Origin of the sequence: Rubellimicrobium roseum, assembly GCF_006152145.1 — a bacterium.
In the GTDB taxonomy this organism is placed as follows: Bacteria; Pseudomonadota; Alphaproteobacteria; order Rhodobacterales; family Rhodobacteraceae; genus Rubellimicrobium; species Rubellimicrobium roseum.
The window spans coordinates 1-11,664 of record NZ_VDFV01000077.1 but is presented as its reverse complement, the minus strand read 5'-3'; the positions used below and the strand labels follow the sequence as shown (position 1 = coordinate 11,664).

At 62.4% G+C, this 11,664-nt stretch carries 11 protein-coding genes, 1 tRNA gene and 2 pseudogenes; 8 read left to right on the top strand and 6 right to left on the bottom strand.

All coding sequences use genetic code 11. The annotated features are described in order from the left end of the window. A pseudogene (locus tag FHG71_RS24455) lies at nt 1-421 on the bottom strand (transposase); the annotation flags it as partial. A gap of 1 nt (nt 422) precedes the next feature. Then, nucleotides 423-1,438 (bottom strand): annotated as a pseudogene (locus FHG71_RS21905) (IS110 family RNA-guided transposase); the annotation flags it as partial. Nucleotides 1,439-1,853: 415 nt separating this feature from the next. On the opposite strand from FHG71_RS21905, the gene FHG71_RS21900 reads away from it, so the two are divergent. Together FHG71_RS21900 and FHG71_RS21895 are read left to right on the top strand one after the other, a co-directional pair. Continuing rightward, nucleotides 1,854-3,464 (top strand): ABC transporter permease, encoded by a 1,611-nt coding sequence (locus FHG71_RS21900; protein WP_246045570.1) that lies wholly within the window; start codon nt 1,854-1,856, stop codon nt 3,462-3,464. Between the two features lie 69 nt (nt 3,465-3,533). Beyond that, nucleotides 3,534-3,609: transfer RNA gene (locus FHG71_RS21895), tRNA-Thr, on the top strand. A 1,479-nt stretch (nt 3,610-5,088) separates the two neighbouring features. Here FHG71_RS21895 and FHG71_RS24080 read toward each other — a convergent pair. Together FHG71_RS24080 and FHG71_RS21885 are read right to left on the bottom strand one after the other, a co-directional pair. Next, nucleotides 5,089-5,703, bottom strand: a complete 615-nt coding sequence (locus tag FHG71_RS24080) for a hypothetical protein (RefSeq protein ID WP_139083821.1) — start codon at nt 5,701-5,703, stop codon at nt 5,089-5,091. Continuing rightward, entirely contained in the window at nt 5,700-6,371 is a 672-nt protein-coding gene (locus FHG71_RS21885; RefSeq protein WP_139083820.1) for a hypothetical protein, read from the bottom strand. The genes FHG71_RS24080 and FHG71_RS21885 overlap by 4 nt, the downstream gene beginning before the upstream one ends. A 228-nt stretch (nt 6,372-6,599) precedes the next feature. On the opposite strand from FHG71_RS21885, the gene FHG71_RS24830 reads away from it, so the two are divergent. The 3 genes from FHG71_RS24830 (at nt 6,600) to FHG71_RS21870 (ending at nt 8,580) form a co-directional block, all read left to right on the top strand. Then, nucleotides 6,600-6,830, top strand: a complete 231-nt coding sequence (locus tag FHG71_RS24830; RefSeq protein WP_218014208.1) for a HigA family addiction module antitoxin — start codon at nt 6,600-6,602, stop codon at nt 6,828-6,830. A gap of 345 nt (nt 6,831-7,175) precedes the next feature. After that, complete coding sequence (locus FHG71_RS21875; RefSeq protein ID WP_176559571.1) at nt 7,176-7,892, top strand: Crp/Fnr family transcriptional regulator; 717 nt, start codon at nt 7,176-7,178, stop codon at nt 7,890-7,892. Between the two features lie 505 nt (nt 7,893-8,397). Further along, complete coding sequence (locus tag FHG71_RS21870; RefSeq protein WP_139083818.1) at nt 8,398-8,580, top strand: hypothetical protein; 183 nt, start codon at nt 8,398-8,400, stop codon at nt 8,578-8,580. A gap of 37 nt (nt 8,581-8,617) precedes the next feature. Here the strand turns inward: FHG71_RS21870 and FHG71_RS21865 are convergent, their stop codons facing one another. Further along, nucleotides 8,618-9,031, bottom strand: coding sequence for a hypothetical protein (locus FHG71_RS21865; RefSeq protein WP_139083817.1), 414 nt, complete (start codon nt 9,029-9,031; stop codon nt 8,618-8,620). A 258-nt stretch (nt 9,032-9,289) separates the two neighbouring features. Here FHG71_RS21865 and FHG71_RS21860 point away from each other — a divergent pair, with 258 nt between their 5' ends. The 3 genes from FHG71_RS21860 to FHG71_RS21850 all read left to right on the top strand — a co-directional run bounded on the left by FHG71_RS21860 (nt 9,290) and on the right by FHG71_RS21850 (nt 10,438). Beyond that, nucleotides 9,290-9,520 (top strand): DUF6894 family protein, encoded by a 231-nt coding sequence (locus FHG71_RS21860; RefSeq protein WP_139083816.1) that lies wholly within the window; start codon nt 9,290-9,292, stop codon nt 9,518-9,520. A gap of 148 nt (nt 9,521-9,668) precedes the next feature. Further along, entirely contained in the window at nt 9,669-9,971 is a 303-nt protein-coding gene (locus FHG71_RS21855) for a type II toxin-antitoxin system HigB family toxin (protein WP_139083815.1), read from the top strand. Between the two features lie 86 nt (nt 9,972-10,057). Further along, complete coding sequence (locus FHG71_RS21850) at nt 10,058-10,438, top strand: helix-turn-helix domain-containing protein (protein ID WP_139083814.1); 381 nt, start codon at nt 10,058-10,060, stop codon at nt 10,436-10,438. 85 nt (nt 10,439-10,523) lie between these two features. Here the strand turns inward: FHG71_RS21850 and FHG71_RS21845 are convergent, their stop codons facing one another. After that, complete coding sequence (locus tag FHG71_RS21845) at nt 10,524-11,264, bottom strand: glycosyltransferase family 2 protein (protein ID WP_139083813.1); 741 nt, start codon at nt 11,262-11,264, stop codon at nt 10,524-10,526. Between the last annotated feature and the right edge of the window lie 400 nt (nt 11,265-11,664).

Sequence of the window (11,664 nt, the reverse complement as noted above, 5' to 3'; positions counted from 1 at the left end):
GACCGGGATGGTGGCTGTGCCGCACCGCCCGGCGATGACGCTGTGACAGGTCCGGGCGTCGTAGGCGCCCTGGCCGTGACGGCGCCGATCGGCTGGGATGCATTAGCAGATCGAGCGGCACTGGGCTGTCGCCCTCGCGGCTGGGCGTGGCCTCGACGGCCCGGATGTCCCCCGTGGCCGCGTCCAGGGCCAGATGCACCTTGCGCCATTCTCTCCGACGGCCAGGACCCTGGCGGTGGACCTGCCACTCACCCCCGCCGCGCATCTCCATGCCGGTGCTGTCGACCCGCAGGCCCAGGTTGCCGCCTGAACGGACGTGGGGGATCTGACTGGCAACGGTCTGCCGCCGCCGACACAGCGTGGAGTGGGCCGGTACTGGCCAGTTCAGCCCGGCCAGCCTCAGCAGGCTCGCCGCCATCCCGCCTCGCCATGGCGAGCGCCACCCGCCCCGGCAAGGGTGGCTTGCGTGCGCTCAGCCCCGCGAGCCAAGTGCCCGGCCGGGCCGCGGCGTGAACAGGGCGCTCGATGATGACGCTGTGGGCCGCGAGAAGGAGCAACCGCCGCAAGGACCGTTCGCCCATCGTCGTGGTGGCGCCGAGCCGCGGCTTGCCGCCGGTGGAATGCTGACGTGGCGTGAGCCCCGGCCAGGCCGCAAAGTCCCTTGCGCAGCGGAACGTCCCGGGCGGGGGAGCCAAGACCGCGAGGGCGGTCGCGATCACCGGCCCGATGCCCGGCGCCGTCCTCAGCCGTCGGGCCACCTCGTTCTCCCTGGCACGCCGGGCGATCTCGCGGCCGAGCTTTCCGATCCCCGCCTCGAGATGGACGAGGGTCGTGACCAGCACCCTGAGCGTGGCGATCGCCTCGGCCGGCAGGCCGCTGTCGGGGGCCGCCACAAGAGCGATCCGCCGCGCGTCGTTGGCCACGCCTTGCGGCACAACCTGCCCGAACTCGGTCAAGGGGTCACGCAGGGCTTTGATCGCCTGCGTGCGCGGCCGGATCAGGAGCTCGCGGACGCGGAACACCGTCGCGGCCCCTTGGGCCTCCTCGCCCTTCACCGGCACAAAGCGCATCGAGGGAGGCTGGCTTCAGCGCCTTTCAACGATCCCCCGGATCGTTGGATTGCTGCGCAACCGGCTTGAAACCTCGCAGATGGCCTCCGCGTCGGCGGCATCAGACGTCCAGCGCTTCACGAAGCGACGCACGTCGGCCGGCGGGATGAGCCGCACCGCATGGCCCAGCCGGGCCAGCTCGCGACCCCCGAAAGGAGCACCGCCGCACGCTTCCATCGCGACCACGCCCCGAGGCAGCTGGCTGAAGAACGCCCGCACCCGTCGCGTCTCAGCCTCCTGCAAAGGACCGCTCGTCCCGAAGCCTCAGCCCCATGCGCCTGAACCACATTCTGCGCCAGGTCGAGCCCGGCCGTGGCCATCTCCCCCATGACCGCCCCCCATGTGGATCGTCGCAAACCCACCCGGGCACACCGATGCCGTCGAAGGCCGGTCACATCTTCAAGACCGCTGGACGCCACCGCCATCCGCTTGGATCGCACAATGAACAAGCTAAGCGCCTCGACCTCGCATTGCCGGTTTCACACCTTAGACGCATGAACCCTGCCGGCTCTGTACGTAATTTGGGCTATTTGTCGGAGAGAAACACCGCCTCAGGCATCCTGGAGCGGCGGCGACGTAACTTAGAGCATCTTCGAGATAGGGGCTCCAAGATCGGCTCCGGCCATTGCATCTTGGGAACATGCCAAAGGTCAGCTACCTCGACAGGGGATCGGGACTGGGCTAGGCCGCTGGCCTATGACCCAGGGGCTTGCTCAGGAACTCAGGAGGGGTTGGTTGACGGCCATGAGGCCGGACGGCTGGTCCTTGGCGGCCTTGTCGATCGCGACCTTGGTCCTGCTGCCGGTAGTGGCCGTGCTCTGGATCGCGTTCCAGGGCGGCCTCCAGATCTGGCCGCACCTCCTGTCCACGACCTTGCCACGCTACGTCGGTAATACGCTGCTGCTCATGATCGGCGTGGGAATGCTCACCGCAGCGGTCGGAACAGGGGCTGCCTGGCTCGTGACACTCTACCGGTTCCCAGGCCGGAATTGGCTGCAGTGGGCCCTGCTCCTGCCCATGGCAGTGCCAGCCTATGTGGGCGCCTACGCTCTGGTCGATTTTTTGGAGTATCCGGGCGTCGTGCAACGTGGGTTGCGAGCCCTGTTCGGATGGCAAAGCGCCCGCGACTACTGGTTTCCCGAGGTCCGGACCCGTGGAGCGGCGATCCTGGTGCTCTCGGGCGCGCTCTACCCTTATGTCTATCTGCTGACCCGTGCGGCCTTCCGCGAGCAATCGGGCGCTGTTTTCGAAGTGGCTCAGGCGCTAGGTGCGGACGCTTGGTCACGGTTCTTTCGCGTGGGCCTGCCGCTGGCACGCCCGGCCATAGCGGCCGGCGCAGCCGTCGTGATGATGGAAACGGTTAACGACTTTGGTGCCGTGGACTACTTCGCGGTGCAGACACTGACCACAGGCATCTTCTCTCTCTGGTTGCAGGCCGGCGACCTGCCTGGCGCGGCTCAGCTTTCAGTCTGCATCTTGGTGGTGATCGTGGTGCTGGTGACGCTGGAAAAGGCGAGCCGGCGCCATGCCCGCACACATGCTTCAGCCCGAGCCTTCCGCCCGGTCGTTCCCCAGCCGCTTCGGGGTTGGAAAGCCTGGTCGGCGACCCTGGCCTGCCTGCTGCCCTTCTTGGGAGGCTTCGTCCTGCCGGTCGGGGTTCTTCTGTCCAACTCCTTCGATGCCCAGCAGTGGGTCGAGCCAGGGCTGGCACTCGCCTTGATCCACAGTTTGGCCGTGGGCGGCGCGGCCGCGGCGATCTGCGTGGCCCTCGGCGTCGTCATGGTCTATGGGGCAAGGCTGTCCAGCCGACGTTTGCCGGTCCTTCTGCTTCCGGTCACGGCGATTGGCTATGCCGTGCCGGGGGCTGTCCTGGGGATCGGGGTGCTCATCCCGCTTGCGGCGCTCGACAATGCGGTCGCAGATGCCGTCCTCTGGATCACGGGGCGTGATCCAGGCCTCCTTCTGACCGGCACGGCAGCGGCCCTGGTGCTGGCCTATTCGGTGCGGTTCTTCGCGGTGGGGCAGGGGACGGCCGACGCCGCCATGGCGCGGATCTCGCCATCCCTCCCCATGGCGGCCCGTTCACTGGGGCGGTCGAGCGGCGGAGCGCTGGCGTCCGTGCATCTTCCGCTTACGCGCACTTCGCTGGGGGCGGCCCTCCTTCTCGTCTTTGTGGACTGCGTCAAGGAACTGCCCGCCACACTACTTCTGCGGCCGTTCAGTTTCGACACGCTGGCCACCCGCGTGCACGCGAAGGCGAGCCTTGAGAATCTTTCGGAAGCGGCTCCCGCCGCCTTGACCATCACGCTCGTAGGACTTGTTGCCACCGCGCTCCTGGCGCGGACAAGCCGCTGATCGGCCCGAGCGCTCCGTCTCCCGGGCAGGGTTGCACTGCCGCACGCCACCGCGTAATCGGTATGTCGGGCCCTCATAGCTCAGCTGGTAGAGCAGCTGATTTGTAATCAGAAGGTCGGCGGTTCAAGTCCGTCTGGGGGCACCAAGCAAGTCAGAGGCCTAGGTTCAAGGCGTCACGGTCGAGGCAGCAGCGCGCTACCCCTACCTACGACGAAGCGCAGAGTCATGCCTTCGCGCGAGCCGGCCTCCGTGCAGTGGCTCGGACCGAGACCAAGCAATTTTCGGGTCTTCCAGTCGACAAAAGGGAGCAGGCCACGAAGGATGGATGGTCGGCTCAGTTCCACCAGCTAGGCTTAGCTGCTCAACCTGAAATTGAAGATGGGTTCGTTTCGGCGATCAACTTCTCGCGTTTCGCACAACCCCCTGATGACGGTCTTGGTGCCGGCAGGGCGTGGGTAAAGCCGTCAACAAAGCCCTCTACTGCCGTCAGGGGCATTGAGGCAGCCTATCGAAGCTCGATGCTTATCAGCGGCGCCTAGGAGTGCATCGCTTCGAACGCATGATCGACGCCCTTGTCATACCCATAAAATAGGAACACTACTTAAAGCCTGCCGGATATGCATTAAACTGAATGCAAATCTCTTCAGGCCGCCCTGTCTGGTGCGCCCGGTCATCCAACGCCGCACTGTTATCGGGCTTGTGCGCTGAGTACGGCTTGGAGAAGACAGCCCGCGCCCGTTCGGTAAGGCCATAGCAATGAGCATACTCGGCCAGTGCCTCTTCTAACAGAAGTATGTGTGCCTCAAGATTGCTTTGATCGGCGGTTCTAGTCATAATGTACTCTGTATCGACGCAACTGGTCCGTTGTTGTTAGCCCTTTCGACTAGTCTTTTACACTCATCGTTCTGCTTTGCCTAGGCTGTCATACGTGAGCAGTCCCCCGTGCCGATCGTCGCAGCGCCATGCTGACACGTCGAGGGTGGTTATATTCGAGAGACGAAGAGCTGTGGCAAGTGAGGCTCCGATATATCAGACCTCAAGGATTTGAGCTACAATGTCGCGTTAAGGCCGCTCACATAGCATTATTCTGCCATATTCATCTGTAACCCTGGCTGCGAGCAGCTTCGACCCGAGGGGAGTCAGTCATGGGCTATGTTCTATTGGCGTCATTCCTGGGCATTTCGGAGGCAATAGTCGGCTTGGTGGCCTTCGATCTTGGATGGCTAGAAGCCCTCGGAGTATGGTCGCTAGGTGGCAATCTGTCTGCTATAGCCGTTGTGGCGATCTGCCGGCTCGCGCGCGTCGGCGCCCGGCGTAAACCATTGCTGCCGGAATTTCAGCCGGAGCTTTCTTCCTCTCGACCCGTCGCCTAAGCTTTCATTCGGGATTCTGTTGGGCCGTCGGAGTTGCAACCGGATCTCCTTTGAGGCGGTGGACGCATCATCCAATAGGCCTGTTCTCGCAGGATCCGAATGAGCGTTATCGGGCCTTCGAGTCGGCCAGGGAGGTACGCAGAGGCCAGCACGTTCGTCTGGGGGCATCGGGCTGAACTCATCCTTGCAGCCCAAGGCTGCGATTGGGTTCGTTCAGGTGGTCAGCCTTCTTGGCAGTCGGCGTGTACGCCTCATACTGGATCTCGGGCCTCCGACCACGCCGCCCCTTGATTGGGTGACAGACTGCGCCGTTCGGATAAGTGGGCAATCCAGTCAGAGAAGGCGCGATCGCGCCGACTTTGGGCCTCGCGCAGGTAGCGATGCAGAAGGCGCCCCTCCTTGTCGGCGCCGTTCTGCATCTTGGACTCGAAGCGAGCTTTCCGCTTGGCAAGCTGGGTCAGAGTATTGAGTCGCTTCTTGGTCGGGCCAAACTCGGCGGCCTCGAGTCTGAGCGTTTCTGCGACCTCCTCGAACATGCTGTCGAGTTGAAGGTCTCGGAACTTCGCGAGGGGATCTGTCCGATGGACGTCAAGGGCCGCTGCCGCCGCGCAAAGTCTTGCTTCCGCGTCCGCCAGAGCCAACGCCAAAGATGTTTCCGCATCCGATCTCAGGAGATCCGAGGGGAGGGCCCTCGGATTGTCGGTGATGACGCGATACCAGTCTGCGACGGTGGTGGGGGAGGGGGCGCCTGTGGCGCCGTGCCGACGCGCGTTCCGGGCCGCCGTTGCCCTGCCCTGGGGCGTGCGTGGCCCGGAGCTTGCCTCGGAGTTGCGCTGGTTGGCTGCCATCTGGGCCTTGGTCGTCACGAGGCGAGAACCTCGGCCTCGATGACTTCGTCAGTCTGTGCTTCGACCGGCCGCACCTTCTGAAGCCGGTCATAGTCCTCTTTCACGCTGCGGCGCCTGCGCTCAAGTTCCTGGATCTTCTCTTCATGATAGGTCACCGATCGGCCCGGTTCACGATAAGCCTCGCCCATCAGCTGCAACGGATGGAGGCCAAGCTTTTCGATCTCCGCATGAGCGGCTGTCTGAACTCCGAGATCAGGGTCGATGCACCGTTGCGCTAAATCCTCTCCAGTTGCAGCGGCCGCGTTCTGATCGAACGGCTCCTCCGAGAAGTCATAGGCGCGGTTACCAGCTGCGCACCACTCCTGCAGGGCTGCCTTCATCTCCGCCTTGTGCGCCGCTTTGTATTTCGCCACGACCGCGCCACAGACAGCGGTCTGAATGGCCGCCCGTATCGACTGGTCGCGCATGCGACGGTGCTGCAGGAGCTCCCACTCGATGGCGATCAGGTTTTCGGCAATCACCATCTCGTAGGGAGTGAAAGGCATGAGGGTCCGCATCATTGCGGCGTGAAAGCTTTCATGCGACCCGGGCGTTTCACCGGGGATAGAAGCGCGGTCGGAGAAAATCTGTGCGAACGTTGTGAAGCCAAAGTCCTGTGGCTTTGGGAGAGCTTTCCTGCGTGCCATGGTGGCTGCTCCGTTCTTTCGTCCAGGCCAAGCGCCATTGCCCACGAGAGCGCTCATAAAACTCTCAATCGAAACGGAATCTGGAGCCTAGCCCAAACTGTTCGTACTACATCTAGCGTTTAACGGCCCTATACGCAAGCTCGAAGCCATATAGGTAGATATGGGCGTGGTCGACTGCGGTGCCTTCCACGGTCTCTCGATGGCATAACTCCGGACAGTGGTCAGCCAGTGCGGTCGTGGCCACAGAGTTCGCGCGCCAGATCGACGTGCCCCCCCAACCGTGTCAGTCAGATCATCGCGGGCAAGCGGGGCATCACTGGCGACACGGCGCTCCGCTTCGGGCACGGGTTCGGCACAGACCCGCAGTTCTGGCTCAATCTTCAGGCGCAGTGGGACCTGATGCGGGCTGAACGCGAAACCGGCATGGCGATCCGGCACCTGCCCACGCGAGCGACGTAGCTAGCGCTGTCCATCAATCGCTTGGTAGGGCGCAGCCTGAAAGCCAACAGTGAGGACGTGCGACGAACTCGTGTCCCAGATCGCGAGTTTGGTGGAGATCTGCCTTGTTGACGTTTCAGAGCCTTGGCTCTGTAGTTAAAAACGGCCCCAATGAACCCCTCCAAACGTATCTCTCACCAGCTTGCGACCGACATAGGGGTGATCCTTCTCTGGATTTGCTCTACACCTCACATCTCGTGATCGGGTCGCCTCGTCGGCGACTTTCCTCAATGATGGGTGCCTCGGGTTCTCATGCTCGCGAGTGACGTGTCTTCCGTTCATCCTCTCGCCGCGAGGCTTGGGGCCTTGATCCAGCTATCGGACGGTGAGCGCACCGCTCTCGCAGCCTTGCCGACTCGGATGATCTCTGTCTCGGCCGGTCAGGTGATCCTCCGAGCCGGAGTCCCTTCCTCCACTTGGCTGCTGGTGCTGAAGGGCATTGCCAGCACCTCCAAAGACCTTGAGGGCGGCAAGCGCCAGATCATGGCCTTTCACCTCCCAGGCGATATGCCTGTCCTGATGTCGACCCCTGACCGAGAACTGGACATCGACCTTGTTGCTGTGAGCGCTTGCTCCTTGGCCTCGATGGACACGGTGGAACTTGTGGAGGCATGTCGCAGCATTCCTCGGATCGGTGAGCTGCTTTGGGAATGTGCGCTCACCATGACCTCCATACAGCGCGAGTGGATCGTCAACGTAGGGCATCGGACAGCGGTCGGCCGACTGGCCCACTTGCTTTGCGAACTCGTGACGCGGCTTGAAGCAGTAGGTTTGGTGCAGGACAAGGCCTGCGACTTTCCGTTGACACAGGTCCATTTGAGTCAAGCCACAGGGCTGACAAGGATCCATGTTAACCGGGTATGCCAGGAGCTCAGGAAGCGAGGACTGCTGACGTTGGAAGCTGGTCGGCTGATTCTCCACGACTGGGAGGGCTTGGCCCAACTGGGGCAGTTTGATCCTACGTACCTTCATCTACCTGCGACACGCGGTACGCTCGCCTGGATTGGAGATGCCGTAGCTTGATGTGTCATGGCCTTGGTTGAAAGGCGTCTGGGCCGGATCGCGAGAGGTGCCCAGTCGCGACATGATCTCGTCGCGGTCGGTTTTGAAGCAGTCGGCGCGGTGGCCCGACACGGCCCGAGGTCGAACTTCGCCCTGCTGCGATCCGGTTGTGAGTGCCAGTCCTGTGCCGCTGCGAACTGCCGCTCGAGAGATGGCCCCTCCAGAATGCCGGGATCAGTTGACGGCTACCCGAGACCATCGCTGAACATTGGTCGCGCCGCGGCCTGGATCTGCTGAGCGTTCCCCCAAAACCCCCTGACATACTCCTTCGGTCAGGCTGTCTGAATACATCGTATGTCCAAGTCGCCCGACTAGGGCTCAAGGAGTGTCATCCGCCGCCCTTGCCTCGGATCTCGGCGCTCCGTTTCACATCCTTAGTGCGCTCTCGCGCGAGAGCCTCACGAAAAGGCAGGTCGACAGCCCTGCGTCGACGTAGGAGCACGGTCTTGCAATTCAGAGTGGAACAATGATGGTCAAGCGACCCAAATCCAAGCTGCAGTACTCGCCGCCACAGCTCTCTATCGTGGGGTCGATCGCAGGTCTGACGGCGCGCACGCCCGAGATTGCGGCCGACCACGTAGGCAGCACCTGGTTTGATCTCATCTATGACGAGCCTGAAAGCCGCAATACTCAGGTGGTGCTGCACTAGCCAGTGCCTCGGGTTCGAGACATGTTGGCTGTGAAAGCTATTGCACTGGCTCGAGTTGTTGTCCGATCTCGATCAGCGCCTCTTCGAAGAACTGGCAGAGCTTGGCGATCTCCTCCTGCGAAGCGATACCCGCGCCGGCTTGAACAATCCTGTCCTGCAGGATCTTGGCCTGTTCGGTCTGGCGCAGGATCGACGTACGCAGGCGTTCCAACGTGGCACGCTCAAGGGAGTGGCGGTCGAGGTTGTCCCCAATCACTTGGCGAGCAAACCATTGGATCTGGCGAAGCTCGTCGAGTACCTCGAGTGAGTTGACGTCCGTCCCAAACAGGTCAGTCAGTCGCCTCCCTCCAACCGTTGCACCCCGGCGAGACGTGTCGGCGTAACCCTGCCCCATAGGGCTCGGCGCATCGGTGTGGTTGGTGGGCTGGCCGAAGAGCTCGTGCCTCTTCATCTGAGGTTCCGCTTCACAGAGGGTGACGGTGAGGTGTGCGGAATGTTACTACTCCTGACCGCGGCAAAGGTGAAGGGCTTAGGGCTGAAAAGAGGCGTGATTGACGCAATAAATTGCGCTGGCGCCTCAGCCGACCGAAGTGTGACCTTGCCGTAGACGATCCGAAGAATGTTCTGGACCGGTCTCCACATGGTTGTCGAAAGCATGTAGCTTCTACCTTTGCGGGTAGTCTCCCGTGGGGGGCCGAGAAGGACCGGTATGCCCAAGTACATCTTCGAGTTCCCAAACAGCCCCGATCTCGATCCGGTGGAGGAGGTTCTTAACGGTCCTGAGGAGGTTCTCGCAGAGGCAGCGACCCTTGCCGGTCAGTTGATGAAGGATCAGGCGGTCGACTTCTGGAACAGTCCTGACCGGCGCCTCTGCGTCACCGACGAGGACGGTTCGGTCGTCTGCACCGTACGGTTCATCGGCACGAAAGGCGACGGTTGAAGCCTGAAGACGGAGTTGTGCTCCGAAGCACGACTTCCAAGCATCGTTTCCACGTCGACCCAACACCCTGTTCCCGATTTGGGAAAGGTGTCCTTGACTCAGCCCGCTCGCACCATCATATTCCCAAAATGGGAAAACGGCTGCAGCCATGCGAATTATCGCCAGAAACACAATCACAGAGTTCGCTGAACTGCACCCGGAGACCCGCGCTTCGCTGGAACATTGGTTCCGGGTGGCAAAGGCTGCTTCGTGGAACACCCCACAGGAGGTTCAGGCCAGCTTTTCAAAGGCCAAGGTCCTGAACGCCGAGCGGGTGCGCTTCGAGGTGGCGGGGGGAAACTACCGCCTCGTCGTTGCCTTCGACTTCCGGCGCCAAGTCGCCTTCCTCAAGTTCCTCGGCACCCATGCCGAATACGACCGCATCGACGCTCTGACTGTGAACCGAACCTGACCCACTGACCTCAGACCTTAGAACCCCAGACCTCCCCAGCCCCCTCTGCTCATCTGATCCCTGACCCCCCGCTCAGAGACCCCCTCATGCCCATTCAACCCATCCGCACCCCTGACGACCACAAGACCACCCTCGCACGCATTGAAGTCCTCTGGGGCGCCGACCCCGGCACGCCCGAAGGGGACGAGCTGGACGTGCTCATCGACCTGGTGGAGCACTACGAGGAGCACCACTTCCCCATCCCGGAAGTCGAGCCGGTGGACCTTCTGCGCGCACATATGGAAGCGGCGAACCGCACCCAGGCCGATCTGGCCCGGCTCTTCGGCTCCGCCCCTCGGGCGTCAGAGATCCTGAACCGGAGACGCGCTCTCACGGTCGAGATGGTTCACAAGCTCAACAAGGAGTGGGGACTGCCGGCTGAGCCGCTGGTCCGACCTTACCACCTTCAGACAGACCAATCGGGATGACACGTCGCTATCTATTGTCTTGGCCGTCCTCAGCGGGGCATTCTTGGGTGGCTGCTCTCTGCCGGGTGCGACTCTGCCCTGAACATCAGAAGAACTGCCCGACCTTGCTGGCGTTCTTCATGACCAGCGTGCCCACGCCGCCCACGCCATTGGTGCGCAGCGCGCGGTAGTCCTCGCGGCTCTTCTTCAGGATGCGTTCCACCGAGCGATTGCTTTCGCCACCCACGCGCATTCGCACGAAGATCTTGGGCACGTGCACCGCTCGGAAGCCCGGCTGGCGAAAGTAGCGCAATACCGCATCATAGTCCGCAGCGATGCGGTAGGACGTGTCGAAGGAACCGTGGATCTCGATTACTCGCCGTCGCAAGAAGAGGGTGGGGTGCGGGGGCATCCAGCCCCGACGGAGCAGCGCCGGTCGGAAGGGCTGGGAGTTCCACGTGCGGATCACGCGCGCGGGGTCGTCCTTGGCTACATAAAGAAGGTCGCCGTAGACTGCGTCCACCTCCGGGTCAGCAAAGGCCGCGGCCACCGATTCCAGAATATCTGGCGCAGCAAAGAGGTCGTCCGAGTGGAGGAGGCCCACGATATCTCCGGTTGTGCGAGCAAACGCCCGGTTGAGCGCGTCATAAATGCCTCCGTCCTTGCCGCTTTCCAGCCGCGTGCGGTGGTCGGCGAGACCGTGCATCACCTCCAACGTGCCGTCCGTTGAGCCTCCGTCCTGGATAACGTGCTCCCAGTGGCTCCAGCTCTGCGTCCGCAGGCCTTCTATCGCGTCGGCTACGGTGTCAGCCCGATTGAACACGGCAGTGACGATCGAGATGAGCATGTCGGGCCTTTCCAAAGGGGGCAATCTTCAAAGAGAGCAGTGGCCACATGCGGGACCTGCAATTCGCATGCTCTCTACCGGCAGAGCCTCCAACATTGAAGGGCATCGATGAAGGCTGCGCGCCTTCAGCAGGCAGCCGGATGGAGCTGCGCGTCGCTCAACCACTTTCTAGCCTCGAGCCCGGCTCACGCTGAAGTCGGTGACCACGATGGGCGCACATCACTGGCAGAGCCCCAAGAGGTATGGTTCACTTGGACTTGAAGTTTGGGTCATATGGACTGACATTGTATCTGCAGTGGGGAGAAGTTCATGGCGGTTGCTGCCCAAAAGTGTTGATCAGCATGGAATAAGGACCCCGCTTCCGGGGTGATCGGCGTCCAAACGGGACCCCTTTGGCGCA